We start from the raw sequence: 19,177 nt of genomic DNA, 5'->3' as shown, positions 1-19,177 counted from the left end.
TTCAGGCTTTACGCTATCTGCCAACCGTTTCATTCGATACGCGCAAAATTCAGTAACAAGGAACTAGATCCATGACGATCTCTCGCCGCGACGTTCTGTTAGGTGCCGCCGCCACTGCCGCGTTGATGCCGCTCGCGGCGCGCGCGCAGACGTCCGAAGTGGTGATCGGCCTGACCTATCCGATGTCGGGTGCCAACGCCCAGATCGGCGTCGACGCGCAGCGCGCCTACGAGACGGCGGCCGACATCATCAACAAGAACTACGATTTCGACCTTCCGCTCGCCAAGGGTGAGGGCCTGCCGGGCCTCGGCGGCGCCAAGATCCGTCTCGTCTACGCCGACCATCAGGGCGATCCGCAGAAGGGCCGCGCCGAAGCCGAGCGCCTGATCACGCAGGAGAAGGTCTGCGCCATTATCGGCACCTATCAGAGCGCGGTCGCGGTCACGGTCAGCCAGACCTGCGAGCGCTATCAGATTCCGTTCATCTCGGCGGACAATTCCTCGCCCAGCCTGCATCGCCGCGGCCTCAAATACTATTTCCGTCCGTCGCCGCACGACGAGATGTTCTCGGCGGCGATGTTCGATTTCCTCGACGCGCTCAAGAAGAAGGGCAACAAGGTCGAGACGCTGGCGCTGTTCCACGAGGATACGATCTTCGGCACCGACTCTGCCAACACCCAGCTGAAGCTGGCGGCAGATCGCGGCTACAAGGTCGTCGCCGACATCAAATATCGCAACAACTCGCCGTCGCTGTCGGCGGAAGTGCAGCAACTGAAGGCCGCCAACGCCGACGTGCTGATGCCGTCGAGCTATACCACCGACGGCATTCTGCTGGTCAAGACCATGGCCGAGCTCGGCTACAAGCCGAAGGCGATCCTGGCGCAGGCTGCCGGCTTCTCCGAGAAGGCGCTCTACGATGCCGTCGGCGACAAGCTCGAGGGCGTGATCACGCGCGGCAGCTTCTCGCTCGATCTCGCCGCCAAGCGGCCGATGGTCGGCAAGATCAACGACATGTTCAAGGAGAAGTCCGGCAAGGACCTCAACGACAACACCTCGCGCGAGTTCATGGCGCTGATCGTGATGGCGGACGCCATCAATCGCGCCAAGTCGACCGACGGCGAGAAGATCCGCGACGCGCTCGCCGCAACCGACACGCCGGGCGAGCAAACCATCATGCCCTGGAAGCGCGTCAAGTTCGACGACATGGGTCAGAACAACGACGCCGATCCGGTGCTGCTGCAATATGTCGGCGGCAAGTTCGTCACCGTCTCGCCGGCGCAGGCCGCGGTCGCCGAAGCCATCTGGCCGATGAAGTAAGAGGCATGCGGGAGCCTCGTGGCTCCCGACCTCTTTCCTGAGAAAGGGACGAAGCCCGCGTCGCAGACGTTCGAGGCGGGCGTCTCCCTTGCGACATGCGCTCGATCACGCCCCTCGGGGTGAGGACTATTTCTGGGGGACAAGTTGCTGACAGTCGAAACCATTGTCCAAAGTCTCGCAAGCGGCCTCCTGATGGGGCTGCTGTACGGACTGATCGCCGTCGGCCTCGCGCTGATCTTCGGCCTGATGGACGTCACGAACTTCGCCCATGGCGAGTTCCTGATGATCGCGATGTACTTGTCCTTCTTCCTATTCGCGTTCTTCGCCATCGATCCCTTGCTGTCGGCGCCATTGGTCGCCGCCGCGCTCTTCGTGTTCGGCGCGGTGGTCTATCTGCTGCTTGTCCGCTTCGCCATGCGGGCCAAGGCCAATGCCGGCATGGTGCAGATCTTCACCACCTTTGGTCTTGCGATCGTCATGCGCGGCCTCGCGCAGTACTTTTTCACGCCGGACTATCGCAGCATTCCGCAGTCCTGGCTCGGCGGCAAAACCGTTTCGATTGGCGGCATCTTCCTGCCGGAGCCGCAACTGGTCGGTGCGCTGGTCTCGATCGCGGCTTTCGCCGGTCTCTACCTCTTCATCCATCGCACCGATTTCGGGCGGGCGCTGGAAGCGACCCGCGAGGATCCTGGCGCGGTCGCGCTCGTCGGGATCGACAAGAACCGCGTGTTCGCCTTCGGCTGGGGCCTCGGCGCCGCGCTGGTCGGTCTTGCCGGTGCGATCATGGCGGTGTTCTTCTACATCTATCCCGACGTCGGCGCGTCCTTTGCGCTGATCGCCTATGTCACGGTGGCGCTCGGCGGCTTCGGCAGCGTATTCGGCGCCTTCGCCGGCGGCATCATCGTCGGCCTGGTCGAGGCGGTCACCGCACTGGTGTTGCCGCCGTCGCTGAAATCGGTCGGCATCTACGCCGTGTACCTGCTCGTCGTCTTCATCCGGCCGCGTGGCCTGTTCGGGTCGATGTGATGGACAAGAATTTCGCCGCGCGGCGCCGCCGCGACCTCATCATCGCCGCGGTTCTGGCCGCGATTGCTGCGCTGACGCCGTTGTTCGTGAAGGACGTCGTCGTCCAGAACGTCCTGATCCTGACGCTGATGTATGCGGGATTGTCGCAGAGCTGGAACATCCTGTCCGGCTATTGCGGGCAGATCTCGCTCGGCCATGCGCTCTATTTCGGCCTCGGCGCCTACACCACCGAGCTGCTCTTCACCAAGTTCGGCGTGCTGCCCTGGTTCGGCATGCTGGCGGGCGGCACGGTGTCGGCGCTGATCGCAATGGGGCTCGGCTATCCCTTCTTCCGCCTCCGTGGTCATTACTTCGTCATCGCGACCATCGTCATCGCCGAGATCGGGTTGCTGCTGTTCCACAATTGGGAATGGGCCGGGGCCGCGATGGGCATCACCATTCCGATCCGCGGCGACAGCTGGCTGAAATTCCAGTTCGCCCGCAGCAAGGTGCCATACTTCTACTTCGCGCTGGTGCTGTGCTGCATCGCCTGGCTCGTCACCTGGTGGCTGGAGGATTCCAAATGGGGATTCTGGTGGCGTGCGGTCAAGGACAATCCGGATGCGGCCGAGAGCCTCGGCGTCGACGTCTTCAATTCGAAGATGGGCGCGGCCGCGGTCTCGGCTTTCCTGGTTGCCGTCGGCGGCAGCTTCTACGCCCAGTTCGTCTCCTACATCGATCCCGAAAGCGTCATGGGCTTCCAGTTCTCGCTGCTGATGGCATTGCCCGCCGTGCTGGGTGGTATCGGCACCCTGTGGGGGCCGGTGTTAGGGGCCGCCATTCTGATCCCGCTGACCGAAATCACGCGCTTCAAGTTCGGCGGCTCGGGGAGTGGTGTCGACCTCATCATCTACGGCACGCTGATCGTCCTGATTTCACTGGCCTTGCCGCGAGGCCTGGTGAGCCTGTTCTCACGCCCGAAGAAGACGGGGGCCACGCGATGACCGCGCTTCTTGAAACCCGCGGCGTCTGGCAGCGGTTCGGCGGCCTGGTCGCCAACTCCGACGTCTCGATCTCGGTCGGCCGCGGCGAGATCGTCGGCCTGATCGGTCCCAACGGCGCCGGCAAGTCGACGCTGTTCAACCTCATCGCCGGCGTGCTGCCGCCGACGCAGGGCTCGATCTGGTTCGACGGCGAGGACGTCACCAAAATGCCGGCGGCGGCGCGCTGCCAGCGCGGCGTCGGCCGCACCTTCCAGGTGGTCAAGAGCTTCGAGACCATGACCGTCATCGACAACGTCATCGTCGGTGCGCTGGTGCGCAACACCGTGATGCGCGAGGCGCGCCGCAAGGCGCATGAGGTGCTGGAGTTCACGGGTCTGGCCGCACGCGCCGACGTGCTCGCGAGCGACCTCGTGCCGGCCGAGAAGCGCCGCCTCGAAGTTGCGCGTGCGCTCGCCACCGAGCCGAAACTGCTGCTGCTCGACGAAGTCCTCACCGGCCTCACGCCGACCGAGGCGCAGACCGGCGTGGCGCTGGTGCGCAAGGTGCGCGATGCCGGCATCACCGTGCTGATGGTCGAGCACGTCATGGAGATCGTGATGCCGCTGGTCGACCGCGCCATCGTGCTCGATCTCGGCAAGGTGCTGGTCGAGGGCAAGCCCAACGACGTCGTCCGCGATCCCAAGGTGATCAAGGCATATCTGGGAGATCGTCATGCTGTCGGTGCATGAAGTCACGACCGCCTATCAGGGCCTGGTTGCGATCTCCGCGGTCAGCATCGAGGTCACCAAGGGCGAGATCGTCTGTGTCGCCGGTGCCAACGGTGCCGGCAAGTCGACGCTGCTGAAGTCGATCGCCGGGGCCGAGCGGCCGCGCTCGGGCACGGTGACCTTCGACGGCAAGCGGCTCAACGGCATGGCGCAGCACCACATCACGGCGGCCGGCATCGCCTATGTGCCGGAGAACCGCCGCCTGTTCCCGCGCCTGTCGGTGCGCGACAACCTCCGCCTCGGCAGTTATCTCTACCGCAGCGAAGCCAATCGCGAAGAGCCGCTCGATCTCGTCTTCAAGCTGTTCCCGCGTCTGTCCGAACGGCTCGACCAGCGCGCCGAAACGCTCTCCGGCGGCGAGCAGCAGATGCTCGCGATCGGCCGCGCGCTGATGACACGCCCGCGGCTCTTGATGCTGGACGAGCCTTCGCAGGGCATCATGCCGAAGCTCGTCGACGAGATCTTTCAGGCGGTGCTGCGCATCCGCGAGGCCGGCATGACCGTTCTGATCGTCGAGCAGCGCATGGCCGAGTGCCTCGAGATCGCCGACCGCGCCTACATCCTGCAAACCGGCCGCGTGCTGATGCAGGGTCCGGCCGCGGAGATCAAGGGCAATCCCGACGTGAGGAAGGCGTATCTGGGGCTGTAGGCGAGACGTGTTGGGCGCACGCGCGCAACATACGTGGTGTCATCGCCCGACTTGATCGGGCGATCCAGTACTCCGAGACGTCGGAGAGATACGGATAGGCTGCGGCGTACTGGATTCCCCGCCTCCGCGGGGAATGACAGCGGTGAATGCTGCGATACTATCGCGCTAATGCCCATGCTCCGGCAGCGTCACCCCGAATACCTTCACCAGATCCTGCACCTGCTCCGGTGACAAATATCGCGGGTTCATCCCGCGCAGCAGCAGGTACAGCTTCGCCGTCTCCTCCAGCTCCTCGGTCGCGAACACCGCGGCTTCCAGCGTGTCGCCGGCGACGACCGGGCCGTGATTGGCGAGCAGCACGGAGGAATATTTCCCCGCCAGTCCCTTGATCGCGTCCGCCACCGCGGGATCGCCGGGGCGGTAATAGGGCACGAGCGCGGTGGCACCGCATTTCATCAAATAATAGGCCGTCATCGGCGGCAGCGCGGCGCGCGGGTCGATCTCGGGCAGCATCGAGAGCGCCACCGAATGGGTCGAGTGCAGATGCACGATCGCGCGTGCGGTACCGCGCGTGTCATAGAGCGCAGTGTGCAGCGGAACTTCCTTGGTCGGTGCATCGCCCGAGACCAGCCGGCCCTGGCTGTCCAGCCGCGACAGCTTTGCGGGATCGAGGAAGCCGAGCGAGGCGTTGGTCGGCGTCACCAGCCAGCCGCCGTCATCCAGCCTCACGCTGATATTGCCCGAGGAGCCGGGCGTCAGCCCGCGCTCGAACAGGGACCGTCCGAAGCGGCTGATATCCTCACGCAGCCTTGTTTCGTTGCTCGTTTCGGTTTTCATGGCCGTCATGCCTGCTTGTCTCACGCTTTGGCAGCGCGGCCAAGCCGTGTTATGCGGTGCTCCGAGCCGCCGCCAAGGCTGGCCGTCCGGGAAACGTTCGCAAGGGTTAGTTGCATGGCCGCCTCCACCTCACAAAACCAGCGCATCGCCGTCATCGGGCTCGGCTCGATGGGATACGGCATGGCAACCTCGCTGAAGCGCGCCGGCCATGCCGTGACCGGCTGCGACGTTTCGGCCGATGCCGTGGCGCGCTTCGTGAAGGATGGTGGCGCCGGCGCGAAGACGCCATCCGAGGCGGCCAAGGGCGCCGACATCGTCGTCAGCGTCGTCGTCAATGCCGCGCAAACCGAGACGATCCTGTTCGGCAAGGACGGCGTCGCCGAGACGCTGCCGAAGGACAGCGTCTTCATTTCGTCGGCCACCATGGATCCCGAGGTGGCGCGGCGTCTGGCAAAACAGCTGGAGGCGACCGGCCGGCATTATCTGGATGCGCCGATCTCCGGTGGCGCGCAGCGCGCCGCGCAAGGCGAACTGACGATCCTCGCGTCCGGCAGCGCTGCGGCCTTCGCGAAGGCACGCCCGGCGCTCGATGCGATGGCTGCAAAGCTCTACGAGCTCGGCGATGCCGCGGGGCAGGGCGCGGCCTTCAAGATGATCAACCAGTTGCTGGCCGGCGTGCACATCGCCGCGGCCAGCGAAGCGATGGCGTTCGCGGCCAAGCAGGGGCTCGACATCCGCAAGGTCTATGAGGTCATCACGGCCTCGGCCGGCAATTCGTGGATGTTCGAGAACCGCATGCCGCACGTGCTCGACGGCGACTACTCGCCGCGCAGCGCGGTCGAGATTTTCGTCAAGGATCTCGGCATAATTCAGGACATGGCGCGCAGCGCCCGCTTTCCGGTGCCGGTCTCGGCCGCAGCGCTCCAGATGTTTTTGATGACATCGGCCGCCGGCATGGGCCGCGATGACGACGCCTCGGTGGCGCGCATGTATGCGCAGGTCACCGGCGTGAAGCTCCCCGGCGACAAGTAAGAGGATTTCCAATGCCCCGTTTCGCCGCCAACCTCTCGATGATGTTCACCGAGGTGCCGTTCCTCGACCGCTTCGAAGCCGCAGCTTCAGCCGGCTTCACCGCCGTCGAATTCCTCTTTCCGTACGAGCATCCAGCCGAGGCCGTCGGCGAGCGGCTCAAGCGCAACGGCCTGACCCAGGCGTTGTTCAACCTGCCGCCGGGCGATTGGAATGCCGGCGAGAAGGGTTTTGCCGCGCTGCCGGCGCGGTTCAACGATCTCAAGGCGAGCCTCGAGACCGCGCTGCCCTATGCCAAGGCGACCGGCGTCAAGCGGCTGCACCTGATGGCGGGCATCGCCAATCGCGGCGAGCGCGTCGCGATCGAAGCCTTTTACAAATCAGTGGCATGGGCGGCGGAATTCTTCGCGCCCCACGGCATCGATATCGTGCTCGAGCCGATCAATCCGCGCAACGTGCCCGGCTACTTCCTCAACGATTTCGGCTTCGCCCGCGACCTGATCCAGGAGCTCAGGCTGCCGAACCTGAAGCTGCAGTTCGACATCTATCACTGCCAGATCATCCATGGTGACGTCACCATGCGGCTGCGCGAGATGATGCCGATCGTCGGGCACGTCCAGATCGCCAGCATTCCCTCGCGCAACGAGCCCGACGGCGAGGAGCTGAACTATGCGTTCCTGTTCGAAGAGCTCGACCGGCTCGGCTATGCCGGCTTCGTCGGCTGCGAATACAATCCGCGCGGCAAGACCACCGATGGCCTCGCCTGGTTCAAGCCCTATGCGGGAGTGAAGCCGTGACCCTCGCATTGGGCTGCATCGCCGACGACTACACCGGCGCCTCCGATCTCGCCAACACGCTGACGCGCGCGGGCTTGCGCACTGTGCAGACCATCGGCATCCCCGCCGATGATATCGCGCTGCCCGAGGTCGATGCCGTCGTGGTGTCCCTGAAGAGCCGCTCGATCGAGGCTGGCCTTGCCGTGTCGCGCGCACGCGCGGCGGACAAATGGCTGCGCGGTCGCGGTGCCGGTCACGTGCTGTTCAAGATCTGCTCGACCTTCGATTCCACCGATGCCGGCAACATCGGCCCTGTCATGGATGCCTTGCGCGCCGATTGCGGCGAGGGCGCCGTGCTGGTGACCCCGGCCTTCCCGGAGACCGGACGCACCGTCTACCAGGGCAACCTCTTCGTCGGCGCCGTACCGCTGAACGAGAGCCCGCTGAAGGACCACCCGCTCAACCCGATGCACGATTCCAATCTGGTGCGGGTGCTGGCGCGCCAGAGCAGGACGCAGATTGGCCTCGTCGACCTCGCCACCGTCACCCGCGGCGCAGATGCGGTGCGGGCGCGGCTGGCCGAGCTCGCAGGCCAGGGGATTGGGGCCGCGATCATCGACGCCGTGTTCGACCGCGACCTCGAGACCATCGGGCTCGTGGCCGCTGAACATCTTCTGTCGGTCGGCGCCTCCGGCATCGGCCTCGGGCTGGCGCGCGCGCTGGTCTCGACGGGCAAGGTCAAGTCGGCCGCGGCGGGCGGCGACACCTCCGCTGCGGTCGGCGGAGCGGCGGCGTGCCTTGCCGGAAGCTGCTCGCAGGCGACGCTCAAGCAGATCGCGAAGGCCGAAAAGGTCATGCCGGTGCTTCATCTCGACCCCGACCGTATTCTTACGGGGGCAGGCGAATCGCAGCGTGCACTGGACTGGGCGAAGCAGCGATTGACTGATGGTCCGGTGCTGATTGCATCGAGCGCGACCCCGGATCAGGTCGCAGCGCTCCAGGCACGTCACGGCCGTGACGCGGCCGGCCATGCGATCGAGCAGGCCATGGCCGATATCGCGGAAGGCCTTGTGAAATCAGGCGTTCGGCGATTGGTCGTCGCCGGCGGCGAGACCTCGGGCGCGGTCGTCGATCGGTTGAGGATTCCCGGATTTCTCGTAGGAGTGGAAATCGCCGCGGGCGTTCCGGTGCTGCGCGCGGTCGGCGCGGGAGGCGACATGCTGCTCGCTCTGAAGTCCGGCAACTTCGGTGGGCCGGAATTTTTCTCGAACGCGCTTGGGCTCATGCGCTGAGCGCAGGGCATTCTTAGTGCCTCGTTCATGCCTTTCGGGTTTCCGTACTTGTGCGGAGTCGTAGTTAACAACTGTTCAGTTGCTTTGTTGTTGGATGTTGGCGCCGCGCCCTTTCGTTGATCCATCATTTCCGGACGCGCCGCCGCGCTAACGCAAAGAGACCGATTATGTTCGCCAAGATTTCCATCCGCGCCAAGATCATCAGCGTCGTGGCGTTCCTGCTGGTCGCGATGGCCGGCATGGGCCTGCTCGCCGTCATGAAGATGCGAGCGATCAACGCCAATACGGTCGACATCACCACGAACTGGATGCCGAGCGTGCGCGTGCTCGGCGACCTGCGGGCCGGCGTGATCACCTACCGTAACGTCATTCGCGAACACATGCTGTCGGAGACGATGGAAGAAAAGCTGGCAGTCGAAAAGACGCTGGCAACCGTGATCGAGGCGAACACCAAGTTCCGCAAATCCTATGAAGGGATGATCACCTCGCCCGAAGAGCGTGCTCTGTATGACAAGTGGTCCAAGGTTTGGGAAGACTACAAGAAGGGCACGCAGGAAGTCATGGCGCTGTCGCGCCGCGATGCCAACAAGATCCCGCACGAAGCCCATGAGCTGAACACCAAGACGGTCAACAAGATCGGGCTTGAGGCCGACACCATCCTGGCCAAGGACATCGAGCTCAACACCAAGGGCGGCGACCAGGCCGCCGCCGACGCCGGCGACACCTATTATTACGCCTTCATGCTGGTCTCGATCATTCTCGGCGCAGCCGTCATCATCGGGCTCGGTGTCGGCTTCTACCTGGTCCAGGACGTTTCCAGCGGCATCAACTCGATCATCGAGCCGATGCAGGCGCTGGGCAAGGGCGACCTCTCCGCCGAGGTGCCGCACCGCGGCGAGAAGACCGAGATCGGCGCCATGGCCGACGTGCTTCAGATCTTCAAGGAGGCGCTGATTGCCAAGAAGGCCGCCGACGAGGCTGCCGCGGCCGACGCCGAAGCCAAGATCGAGCGTGGCCGCCGCGTCGACAACATCACCCGCGAATTCGAGACGATGATCGGCGAGATCGTGCAGACCGTGTCGTCGGCTTCGACCCAGCTGGAGGCTTCCGCCTCGACGCTGACCTCGACCGCCGATCGCTCGCAGCGGCTGGCGACCACGGTGGCCGGCGCGTCCGAGGAAGCCTCGACCAACGTGCAGTCGGTCGCTTCGGCGACCGAGGAGATGGCTTCCTCGGTGAGCGAGATCAGCCGTCAGGTGCAGGAATCGGCGCGCATGGCGGGCGATGCCGTCGGCCAGGCCCGCTCCACCACCGAGCGCGTCAGCGAACTCTCCAAGGCGGCCTCGCGCATCGGCGACGTCGTCGAGCTGATCAACACCATTGCCGGTCAGACCAACCTCCTGGCGCTCAACGCCACCATCGAGGCGGCGCGCGCCGGTGAAGCCGGTCGCGGCTTCGCGGTTGTTGCTTCCGAGGTAAAGGCGCTCGCGGAGCAGACGGCCAAGGCAACGGGCGAGATCGGCCAGCAGATCTCCGGCATCCAGGCCGCGACCAACGACTCCGTCGGTGCCATCAAGGAGATCTCCTCGACCATCGAGCGGCTCTCGGAAATCTCCTCGGCGATCGCCGCGGCGGTGGAAGAGCAGGGCGCGGCGACCCAGGAGATCGCCCGCAACGTGCAGCAGGCGGCCCAGGGGACGCAGCAGGTCTCCTCGAACATCACCGACGTGCAGCGCGGCGCGACCGAGACCGGCACGGCGTCCTCGCAGGTGCTTTCGGCGGCGCAGATGCTGTCCAACGACAGCACGCGCCTGAAGACCGAGGTCAGCAAATTCCTGACCAACGTCCGCGCAGCATGAGTCACATCAGCTGAGCATCGGGCGGCGCGCCCCATGGATGCGCCGCCACCCCTGCCCGTAACTTGCTCCACGGAGCGCTTCCGAGCGAAGCAGATGCCGTTTCGCGTAGATGCGCGAAACAAGAACTGAGAGCCGTGCTCCGAAGCGGAACGGCGATCGCCCTCCAGGCCGGTTGCGACAGGCCCCGCGGATCCCGCCTCAGACAGAACCTCACGCCCTTTACGTTTGGAAATGTCTCCTCGCGGCGGCTTGTACTTGCGCAATCTGCAACCGTTCCGCGTTCCGTAGTCCTACGGGCGATATGATTAATAGAACAGGTAAGTTTCTCGCGGCTAATGGTTCCGTGACTTAACAAATGTTGGAATCATTGGATGTCCCGGATTAATAACGCGCGAATTGTCACCAAGCTCGCCGTCGTCTTCGCCGCTATTTGTGCCGTGATCGGCATCAGCAGCGCGAGCGTCTACAGCTCCCTCAATACCATCGACTCCACCAACAAGATGACGGTGCACACCTACGAGGTGTTGGAGCAGCTCCAGAATGTCGTCAGCGGCATGGTCAATTCGGAAACAGGCGTGCGCGGCTATCTGGTCTCCGGCGATACCAGTTTTCTGGCCCCCTGGGAAAACGGACAAAAGGAATTCAGCGCGGCTGTCTCGGCCGTCGGATCCCTGACGTCGGACAACGCGGTCCAGCAGAAGCGCATTCAATACGTCAAGGAGCACGCGAGCGACTGGTTCTCAAACGTCGCACAGCGCGAAATCGCCTTGATGAAGGATCCGGCGACGCAGGCGAAGGCGCGCGAGCTGGAAGCCTCCGGCGCCGGCAAGAAGGCGATGGACGGTCTCCGCAAGGTCGTGCAGGAAATGGACCAGGATGAGCGCTCGCTGCTCTCCGTCCGTGCCGAGGCGTCGAACGCTGCCAGTGTTCGGGCGACCTGGACGATGGTCATCGGAGGGCTGGTGACCGTCGCGCTGTCAGTCCTGGGCGCGTTCGGCATGGTCGGCATGGTTGCCCGCCCAATCCAGCGGATCACCGGCGAGATGGGCGTTCTCGCCAAGGGCGACACAAGCGTGGAGATCTCAGGCGTCGGCCGATTGGACGAGATCGGGCACATGGCTGCGGCGGTTCAAGTCTTCAAGACGAATGCCATTGAGGTCGAACGCCTCAAGGCCGAGCAAGAGGCCACCGAGCGCCGCAACGCTGAACAGCGAAAGGCGGACATGATCCGCCTCGCCGATGATTTCGAAGGAGCTGTCGGCCAGATCATCGGAACGGTATCGTCCGCGTCGAGCCAGCTGGAAGCTTCCGCCGGCACGCTGACTGGTACGGCCGAACGCTCCCAGCAGCTGGCCACCACGGTTGCTGCCGCCTCCGAGGAAGCCTCGACCAACGTGCAGTCGGTGGCCTCGGCCACCGAGGAGATGGCCTCCTCCGTCGGTGAGATCAGCCGTCAGGTGCAGGAATCGGCCCGCATGGCCGGCGACGCCGTCGGTCAGGCCCGCGCCACCACCGAGCGCGTCAGCGAGCTGTCCAAGGCTGCCGCACGCATCGGCGATGTGGTCGAACTGATCAACACCATCGCCGGCCAGACCAACCTCCTGGCGCTGAACGCCACCATCGAGGCGGCGCGCGCCGGTGAAGCCGGGCGTGGTTTCGCGGTGGTCGCCTCCGAGGTGAAGGCGCTCGCCGAGCAGACCGCGAAAGCCACCGGCGAGATCGGCCAGCAGATCTCTGGTATCCAGCTTGCGACCAACGACTCGGTCGGCGCCATCAAGGAGATCTCCTCGACCATCGAGCGTCTGTCGGAAATCTCCTCGGCGATCGCCGCGGCGGTGGAAGAGCAGGGCGCCGCGACCCAGGAGATCGCCCGCAACGTTCAGCAGGCCGCGCAGGGCACGCAACAGGTCTCCTCCAACATCACCGACGTGCAGCGCGGCGCGACCGAGACCGGCACGGCGTCCTCGCAGGTGCTTTCGGCGGCGCAGATGCTGTCGAACGACAGCACGCGCCTGAAGACCGAGGTCAGCAAATTCCTGACCAACGTCCGAGCGGCGTAGCCATCCGCAGAGCCATCCCTCACGAAGAGCGGCGCCAAAAGCGCCGCTCTTTTATTTTCGGCCTCGGTATCGGGGTGTCCCTTACAGGTAGCATCATGGGGAAGTACCCGTATAGCTACGGGAACCCGGTTTCATGGATAGTTAAATTCACTTTATGAGAATGGCGCAAAGACGACTCGAACAGCGGCCGTCCGAATTGGAATGAACACGTAGTCAATTCATTTGGGAGGCCCCAATGCGCAAGAATTTCCCTGTTACCCAGGTTGAATATCCTGTCAGCGACGAGACGCTGATCGTCTCCCGCACCGACCTCAAGGGCAAGCTCACCTATTTCAACGAGGACTTCCTCGCCGCCGCCGGCTTCACCTCGGACGAGCTGATGGGCCAGCCGCACAACATCGTCCGTCATCCCGACATGCCGCCGGAGGCGTTCGACAATCTCTGGGACACGCTGAAGGCGGGGAAGCCCTGGCTCGGCGCGGTGAAGAACCGCCGCAAGAACGGCGACTTCTACTGGGTGCTGGCGACGGCCTCGCCGATCCGCGAGAACGGCGAGGTCAAGGGCTATACCTCGATCCGCACCAGGCTGCCGGCCGACCAGCGCAAGCTCGCTGAAGAAGTCTACGCGGCGATCCGCGAGAAGAAGTCGCACGGCTATCGCATCGATGCCGGCATCATCCGCCGCCGCTCGTGGCTCGACCGCTTCGGCGTCTTCACCAAGACGCTGAGGGCGCGTCTCGTCACAACGATGGCGCTCCAGGCGCTGTTCATGCTGGCGCTCGGCGTCGGCGGTGCGCTGTTCACCTCCGGTTCGACCAGCTTGACGCTGGCGCTGCTGGCCCTCGTCGGCGCGGCCATGGTCGGCTTTGCCGGCCTTGCCACCATGCGGGCGATCCAGGGCCCGATGCAGCAGCTCAATGACACGCTGGTCAACCTCGTGCAGGACAAGCTCGACAATCGCATCGTCATCGAGCGCGACGACGAGATCGGGGAAGCGTTGCGCAACCTCCAGACCGTGCAAACCATCGTCCGCTTCAGCCGCGACGAGGTGCAGGCGGTCCAGCGCCGCGCCGAGACCCAGCGCAAGGCCGACATGACCAGGCTCGCCGACGGCTTCGAGGCCGCGATCGGCGAGATCGTCGAGACCGTTTCGTCGGCCGCGACCGAGCTCGAAGCGTCGGCCTCGACCCTGTCCTCGACCGCAGGCCGGGCGCAGGAACTGGCCACGGTGGTGGCATCGGGGTCCGAGGAGGCTTCTGCCAACGTGCATTCGGTGGCGTCGGCGGCCGAGGAGATGTCGTCTTCGGTGCGCGAGATAAGCCGGCAGGTGCAGGATTCGTCCCGGATCGCCAGTGAGGCGGTCAATCAGGCGCACGCCACCACCGAACGCGTCAGCGAATTGTCGCGAGCAGCATCCCGGATCGGCGACGTCGTCGAGCTCATCAACGCCATCGCCGGCCAGACCAACCTGCTGGCGCTGAACGCGACCATCGAAGCGGCGCGGGCCGGCGAAGCCGGCCGCGGCTTCGCGGTGGTTGCCTCCGAGGTGAAGGCGCTCGCCGAGCAGACCGCCAAGGCCACCGGCGAGATCGGCCAGCAGGTCGGCGGCATCCAGGCGGCGACCGAGGAGTCGGTCAGCGCCATCAGCGAGATCAGCGGCACGATCGCGCGTCTGTCCGAGATCTCCTCGGCGATCGCGGCAGCGGTGGAAGAGCAGGGCGCGGCCACCCAGGAGATTGCCCGCAACGTGCAGCAGGCCGCCCAGGGCACCCAACAGGTGTCGTCCAATGTCGGCGACGTCCAGCGTGGCGCGTCCGAGACCGGCTCGGCCTCCTCGCAGGTGCTGTCGGCAGCGCAGATGCTGTCGCGCGATTCCGACCGGCTCAAGCTCGAGGTCGGCAAGTTCCTGAATTCGGTCCGGGCGGCCTAGCGGCCGTTCGCATGGCTGCGATGTCGGTTTTGCAGTGCGGTAGCAGGGAATTGAATGCAGGATAGTTCTGGTTATTAGCCTTTCCTGCGGTGCTCGGGTAAAGGGGAAACAGGATCCCCGTGGGGGCGGATTCCGTATCCCTGCCTGAGCTGGAATTGCCTGACGAATGATTGCTCTGGTCCGTATTGCCCTGAGCCGGCCCTACACGTTTGTCGTGCTCGCGCTGCTGCTCCTGATCATCGGACCGCTGGCGGCGCTGCGGACGCCGACGGACATCTTTCCCGAGATCCGCATCCCCGTGATCGGCGTGGTCTGGCAGTATACCGGCTTGCCGCCGGACCAGATGTCGGGCCGCATCACCACGCCGTTCGAGCGCTCGCTGACGACCACGGTCAACGACATCGAGCACATCACGGCCAATTCCTACAACGGCTTTGGCATCGTCAAGATCTTCTTCCAGCCGACCGTCGACATCCGTACCGCCAACGCCCAGGTCACCGCGATCTCGCAGACGCTCTTGAAGCAGCTGCCGCCCGGCGCGACGCCGCCCTTGATCCTGAACTACTCCGCCTCGACCGTGCCGATCATCCAAGTGGCGCTGTCGGGCGAGGGGCTGACCGAGCAGAACCTCGCCGACATCGGCATCAACCAGCTGCGCACGCCGCTGGTCACCGTACCGGGAGCTGCGATCCCCTATCCGTTCGGCGGCAAGCAGCGCCAGGTCCAGATCGACCTTGACCCCACCGCGCTCCAGGCCCGCGGCCTGTCCGGCCAGGACGTTGCCAATGCGCTGGCCGCGCAGAACCTGATCACGCCGGTCGGCACCCAGAAGATCGGCCAGTTCGAATACAACATCCAGCTCAACAACTCGCCGCTTCGGATCGACGAGCTCGGCAATCTGCCGATCAGGACCGTCAACGGCGCCATGGTCTATGTGCGCGACGTCGCGACCGTGCGTGACGGCAATCCGCCGCAAACCAATATCGTCCACGTCGACGGCAATCGTTCGGTGCTGATGATGGTGCTGAAAGCGGGCGCGACCTCGACGCTCGATATCATCGCCGGCATCAAGCAAAAGGTCATCGACGTCAAGGACCAGATGCCGGATGCGCTGAAGATCGGCTTCATCGGCGACCAGTCGGTGTTCGTCCGCGGCGCGATCCAGGGTGTTGCCTTCGAAGGCGTGATCGCGGCGCTGCTGACCAGCGTCATGATCCTCCTGTTCCTCGGCAGCTGGCGCTCGACCATCATCATCGCGGTCTCGATCCCGCTCTCGGTGCTAGGGGCCATCATCATGCTGTCAGCGATCGGCGAGACGCTGAACATCATGACGCTCGGCGGCCTTGCGCTGGCGGTCGGCATCCTCGTCGACGACGCCACCGTGACGATCGAGAACATCAACTACCATCTCGAGCAGGGCAAGCCGGTCGAGCAGTCGATCCTCGACGGCGCCAACCAGATCGTGACGCCGGCCTTCGTCTCGCTGCTCTGCATCTGCATCGTGTTCGTGCCGATGTTCTTCCTCACCGGCGTTGCGCGCTTCCTGTTCGTGCCGATGGCGGAAGCGGTGATGTTCGCGATGATCTGGTCGTTCATCCTGTCGCGCACGCTGGTGCCGACCATGGCGAAATATCTGCTGCAGCCGCACGTCCATCACGAGGGCGAGCCGCCGAAATCGCGCAATCCCTTGGTCTGGTTCCAGCGCGGCTTCGAGAAGCGGTTCGAGCGCATTCGCGGCGGCTATCATGATTTTCTCGGGCTGGCGCTGGCGCACCGCGGAATCTTCGTGATCGGATTCCTCTGCGTGGTCGGCGCGTCGTTCGCGCTGGTGCCGTTTCTCGGGCGCAACTTCTTCCCCGCGGTCGATGCCGGCAACATCCTGATGCATGTCCGCACGCAAGTGGGCACGCGCGTCGAGGAGACCGCCAACCAGCTTGCCGACGTGCAGAAGGCGGTGCGCAAGCTCGTCCCGGGCGAGATCGAGACCATGACCGACAACATCGGCATGCCGATCTCCGGCATCAACATGACCTACAACAACACCGGCGTGATCGGCCCGCAGGACGGCGACATCCAAATCAAGCTGAAGGAAGGCCACAAGCCGACTGAGGAGCACGTGAAGGTGCTGCGCGAGCAGCTGCCGCGGCTGTTCCCGGGCGTCAGCTTCTCGTTCCTCCCCGCCGACATCGTCAGCCAGATCCTGAATTTCGGCGCGCCGGCGCCGATCGACCTTCAGATCCGCGGCGCCAACATCAGCGCGAACTTCGCTTACGCCAACAATCTGCTGGCAAAGGTCCGGCGCATTCCCGGCGTCGCCGACGCGCGCATCCAGCAATCGCCGAGCAATCCGACCTTCAACATCGATGTCGACCGCACCCGCGCGCAATATGTCGGCCTGACCGAGCGCGACGTTACCAACAGCCTCGTGGTCAATCTCGCGGGCTCCTCGCAGGTCGCGCCCACCTATTATCTCAATCCGGATAACGGCGTGTCCTACTCGATCGTGATGCAGACGCCGCAATACCAGATCGATTCGCTCAGCGCGCTGCAGACGCTGCCGATCACGGCGGCAGGCAATGCCCAGTCGCCGATCCTCGGCGGCATCGCCGACATCAAGCGCTCGATCTCGAGCGCCGTGGTGTCGCAATACGACATCCAGTCGATGGTGCAGATCTTTGCCACGACCTCGGGCCGCGATCTCGGTGCCGTCTCCAACGACATCCGCCAGCTGATCGCCGACACCGCCAAAGAGGTGCCGAAGGGCTCGTCCGTGGTGCTGCTGGGCCAGGTGCAGACCATGAACAGCGCCTTCACCGGCCTTCTGTTCGGCCTGCTCGGCGCCGTCGTGCTGATCTACTTGCTGATCGTCGTGAACTTCCAGTCCTGGTCCGATCCGTTCGTGATCATCAGCGCATTGCCGGCGGCGCTCGCCGGCATCGTCTGGATGCTCTTCACCACCCAGACCACGCTCTCGGTGCCCGCGCTGACCGGCGCCATCATGTGCATGGGCGTTGCCACCGCCAACAGCGTGCTGGTGATCTCGTTTGCCCGCGAGCGTTACGAGGAACTCGGCGATCCCATTGCCGCGGCGCTCGAAGCCGGCTTCGTCCGGTTCCGCCCGGTGCTGATGACCGCGCTCGCCATGATCATCGGCATGGCGCCGATGGCCTTGGGGCTGGGCGAGGGCGGCGAGCAGAACGCACCGCTCGGCCGCGCCGTGATCGGCGGCCTGATCTTTGCAACCTTCGCCACGCTGATGTTTGTTCCCGTGGTGTTCAGCATGGTCCACAAGAAACAGGGCGCCAAAGGTGCCGCCTTATTGGAGACTCCGCATGTCGCCCACTGAATCCCGCGTCCCGGTGTCGCACCGGAAACTGGGCATTTTCGGCGTGGTGGCGCTGATTGCGGCAGGCCTCGTCGTCGGCACCGGCATCCGGGCCCGCGAGGAGCAGGGCTCCAAGCTGAAGGAATGGACCGACGACCAAGCCGTTCCCAGCGTCGCAGTGACCCAGCCCAACGCCAAGGCGCTCAACTCGACCATCGACCTGCCGGGGCGGCTCGAGGCCTATTATCGCGCGCCGATCTTCGCCCGCGTTCCCGGCTATCTCAAAAGCTGGAGCGCCGATATCGGCGCCCGCGTCAAGGCCGGCCAGGTGATCGCCGAGATCGAGGCGCCGGACCTCGACCAGCAGCTGTTGCAGGCTAGAGCCGACCTCGCCAGCCAGCAGGCCAGCGCGCGGCTGTCGGAAGCGACCCTCAATCGCCGCAAGACGCTGGTCGCCTCCAATTTCGTCTCCGCCCAGGAGATCGACGAGCGCACCGCCGATCTCTCCAACAAGAACGCCGCGGTCCGCTCGGGCCAGGCCAATGTCGAGCGGCTGGAGGCACTCGCCGGCTACAAGAAGATCACCGCGCCGTTCGACGGCGTCGTCACCGCGCGCGACACCGACGTCGGCGCGCTGATCAATTCCGGCGGCGGCTCGGGCCCGGCGATGTTCGTGGTCTCCGACATCACCAAGCTGCGCGTCTACATCAACGTGCCCCAGAACTACGTGCCCGCCATCAAGATGGGCGCCAAGGCCACCATCACGCTGCCGGAATATCCGAACCGGAATTTCCAGGCGACGGTGGAGGCGTCTTCACAAGCTGTGGACGTCGCCTCCGGCACCACCCGGATGCAGCTTGTCCTGGACAATTCAAATGGCGAGCTGATGCCCGGCGGCTATGCCAGCGTGAAGCTCAACCTGCAACGCGACTCCGCGCCGCTCAGCATTCCCGCCAGTGCGTTGATCTTTAACGGCAGCGGCCTGCGCGTTGCCACCGTCGGTGCCGACGACAAGGTGCTGTTCAAGACCGTGACGATCGCCCGCGACCTCGGCAAGGAAATCGAGCTTGCTTCCGGCATTGCGCCCGATGACCGCGTCATCTCCGCCCCGCCGGACGGCCTCTCCGACGGCGATGCGGTGCGTGTGGTTGGCCCCGGTACCAAGGGCAAGCCCGCGACCGCGTCGGAGAAGCAGCCGCCGAAGAGCTAGAGCGCTCTCGTGCCCCGGACGCAGCGCGGCACGAAGTGATGCGCTGCTGAGCCGGGGCCCATCTCTCCTCGCTGAATCCTATAGCTTTCTGGGTCCCGGCTCTGCGAAGCGGCATTGC

14 protein-coding genes are annotated in these 19,177 nt (G+C 64.8%); 13 read left to right on the top strand and 1 reads right to left on the bottom strand.

Annotated elements, in window-relative coordinates:
- Positions 1-71 precede the first annotated feature (71 nt).
- From HYH08_RS14975 to HYH08_RS14955, 5 genes are all read left to right on the top strand, one after another.
- Positions 72-1,316 (top strand): ABC transporter substrate-binding protein, encoded by a 1,245-nt coding sequence (locus tag HYH08_RS14975; protein ID WP_220010579.1) that lies wholly within the window; start codon positions 72-74, stop codon positions 1,314-1,316.
- Between the two features lie 147 nt (positions 1,317-1,463).
- On the top strand, positions 1,464-2,342 hold the full coding sequence (locus tag HYH08_RS14970) for a branched-chain amino acid ABC transporter permease (protein WP_220010657.1): 879 nt from the start codon (positions 1,464-1,466) through the stop codon (positions 2,340-2,342).
- A complete protein-coding gene (locus HYH08_RS14965) occupies positions 2,342-3,325 on the top strand; it encodes a branched-chain amino acid ABC transporter permease (protein WP_220010578.1) in 984 nt (327 codons plus the stop codon). The genes HYH08_RS14970 and HYH08_RS14965 overlap by 1 nt, the downstream gene beginning before the upstream one ends.
- Positions 3,322-4,053 (top strand): ABC transporter ATP-binding protein, encoded by a 732-nt coding sequence (locus HYH08_RS14960; RefSeq protein ID WP_220010577.1) that lies wholly within the window; start codon positions 3,322-3,324, stop codon positions 4,051-4,053. Before HYH08_RS14965 ends, HYH08_RS14960 begins: the two co-directional genes overlap by 4 nt.
- Positions 4,037-4,741, top strand: a complete 705-nt coding sequence (locus HYH08_RS14955) for an ABC transporter ATP-binding protein (protein WP_220010576.1) — start codon at positions 4,037-4,039, stop codon at positions 4,739-4,741. Before HYH08_RS14960 ends, HYH08_RS14955 begins: the two co-directional genes overlap by 17 nt.
- 165 nt (positions 4,742-4,906) lie before the next feature.
- On the opposite strand, the gene otnC is transcribed toward HYH08_RS14955, so the two are convergent.
- The gene (gene otnC, locus HYH08_RS14950) at positions 4,907-5,587 is read right to left on the bottom strand and encodes a 3-oxo-tetronate 4-phosphate decarboxylase (protein WP_220010575.1); all 681 of its coding nucleotides are present in this window, start codon (positions 5,585-5,587) and stop codon (positions 4,907-4,909) included.
- A 105-nt stretch (positions 5,588-5,692) separates the two neighbouring features.
- Between otnC and ltnD the strand changes: the two genes are divergently transcribed.
- From ltnD to HYH08_RS14910, 8 genes are all read left to right on the top strand, one after another.
- Positions 5,693-6,610: an L-threonate dehydrogenase gene (gene ltnD, locus HYH08_RS14945; RefSeq protein WP_220010574.1), complete on the top strand. Its 918-nt coding sequence runs from the start codon at positions 5,693-5,695 to the stop codon at positions 6,608-6,610.
- An 11-nt stretch (positions 6,611-6,621) separates the two neighbouring features.
- Positions 6,622-7,404, top strand: coding sequence for a 2-oxo-tetronate isomerase (gene otnI, locus HYH08_RS14940; protein ID WP_220010573.1), 783 nt, complete (start codon positions 6,622-6,624; stop codon positions 7,402-7,404).
- The gene (gene otnK, locus HYH08_RS14935) at positions 7,401-8,675 is read left to right on the top strand and encodes a 3-oxo-tetronate kinase (protein WP_220010572.1); all 1,275 of its coding nucleotides are present in this window, start codon (positions 7,401-7,403) and stop codon (positions 8,673-8,675) included. Before otnI ends, otnK begins: the two co-directional genes overlap by 4 nt.
- 167 nt (positions 8,676-8,842) lie before the next feature.
- Positions 8,843-10,534 (top strand): methyl-accepting chemotaxis protein, encoded by a 1,692-nt coding sequence (locus tag HYH08_RS14930; protein ID WP_220010571.1) that lies wholly within the window; start codon positions 8,843-8,845, stop codon positions 10,532-10,534.
- A gap of 371 nt (positions 10,535-10,905) precedes the next feature.
- Positions 10,906-12,594, top strand: a complete 1,689-nt coding sequence (locus HYH08_RS14925; RefSeq protein ID WP_220010570.1) for a methyl-accepting chemotaxis protein — start codon at positions 10,906-10,908, stop codon at positions 12,592-12,594.
- A gap of 235 nt (positions 12,595-12,829) precedes the next feature.
- On the top strand, positions 12,830-14,524 hold the full coding sequence (locus tag HYH08_RS14920) for a methyl-accepting chemotaxis protein (RefSeq protein ID WP_220010569.1): 1,695 nt from the start codon (positions 12,830-12,832) through the stop codon (positions 14,522-14,524).
- 166 nt (positions 14,525-14,690) lie between these two features.
- Complete coding sequence (locus HYH08_RS14915; protein ID WP_220010568.1) at positions 14,691-17,870, top strand: efflux RND transporter permease subunit; 3,180 nt, start codon at positions 14,691-14,693, stop codon at positions 17,868-17,870.
- Positions 17,857-19,059, top strand: coding sequence for an efflux RND transporter periplasmic adaptor subunit (locus HYH08_RS14910; protein WP_220010567.1), 1,203 nt, complete (start codon positions 17,857-17,859; stop codon positions 19,057-19,059). The genes HYH08_RS14915 and HYH08_RS14910 overlap by 14 nt, the downstream gene beginning before the upstream one ends.
- Positions 19,060-19,177: the final 118 nt, after the last annotated feature.

It is taken from the genome of Bradyrhizobium sp. BR 10289, from assembly GCF_019455385.1.
Taxonomy (GTDB): Bacteria; Pseudomonadota; Alphaproteobacteria; order Rhizobiales; family Xanthobacteraceae; genus Bradyrhizobium.
Note: the sequence above shows the minus strand (reverse complement) of the source record. Positions and strands in the feature narration are given on the sequence as shown.

Bases quoted from the DNA above. Each gene is read 5' to 3' on its own strand.
- otnC (WP_220010575.1), bottom strand. From the start codon at position 5,587: ATGACGGCCATGAAAACCGAAACGAGCAACGAAACAAGGCTGCGTGAG.
- HYH08_RS14920 (WP_220010569.1), top strand. From the start codon at position 12,830: ATGCGCAAGAATTTCCCTGTTACCCAGGTTGAATATCCTGTCAGCGAC.
- HYH08_RS14930 (WP_220010571.1), top strand. From the start codon at position 8,843: ATGTTCGCCAAGATTTCCATCCGCGCCAAGATCATCAGCGTCGTGGCG.
- HYH08_RS14915 (WP_220010568.1), top strand. From the start codon at position 14,691: ATGATTGCTCTGGTCCGTATTGCCCTGAGCCGGCCCTACACGTTTGTC.
- HYH08_RS14965 (WP_220010578.1), top strand. From the start codon at position 2,342: ATGGACAAGAATTTCGCCGCGCGGCGCCGCCGCGACCTCATCATCGCC.
- HYH08_RS14975 (WP_220010579.1), top strand. From the start codon at position 72: ATGACGATCTCTCGCCGCGACGTTCTGTTAGGTGCCGCCGCCACTGCC.
- otnI (WP_220010573.1), top strand. From the start codon at position 6,622: ATGCCCCGTTTCGCCGCCAACCTCTCGATGATGTTCACCGAGGTGCCG.
- ltnD (WP_220010574.1), top strand. From the start codon at position 5,693: ATGGCCGCCTCCACCTCACAAAACCAGCGCATCGCCGTCATCGGGCTC.
- HYH08_RS14955 (WP_220010576.1), top strand. From the start codon at position 4,037: ATGCTGTCGGTGCATGAAGTCACGACCGCCTATCAGGGCCTGGTTGCG.
- HYH08_RS14960 (WP_220010577.1), top strand. From the start codon at position 3,322: ATGACCGCGCTTCTTGAAACCCGCGGCGTCTGGCAGCGGTTCGGCGGC.
- HYH08_RS14910 (WP_220010567.1), top strand. From the start codon at position 17,857: ATGTCGCCCACTGAATCCCGCGTCCCGGTGTCGCACCGGAAACTGGGC.
- HYH08_RS14925 (WP_220010570.1), top strand. From the start codon at position 10,906: ATGTCCCGGATTAATAACGCGCGAATTGTCACCAAGCTCGCCGTCGTC.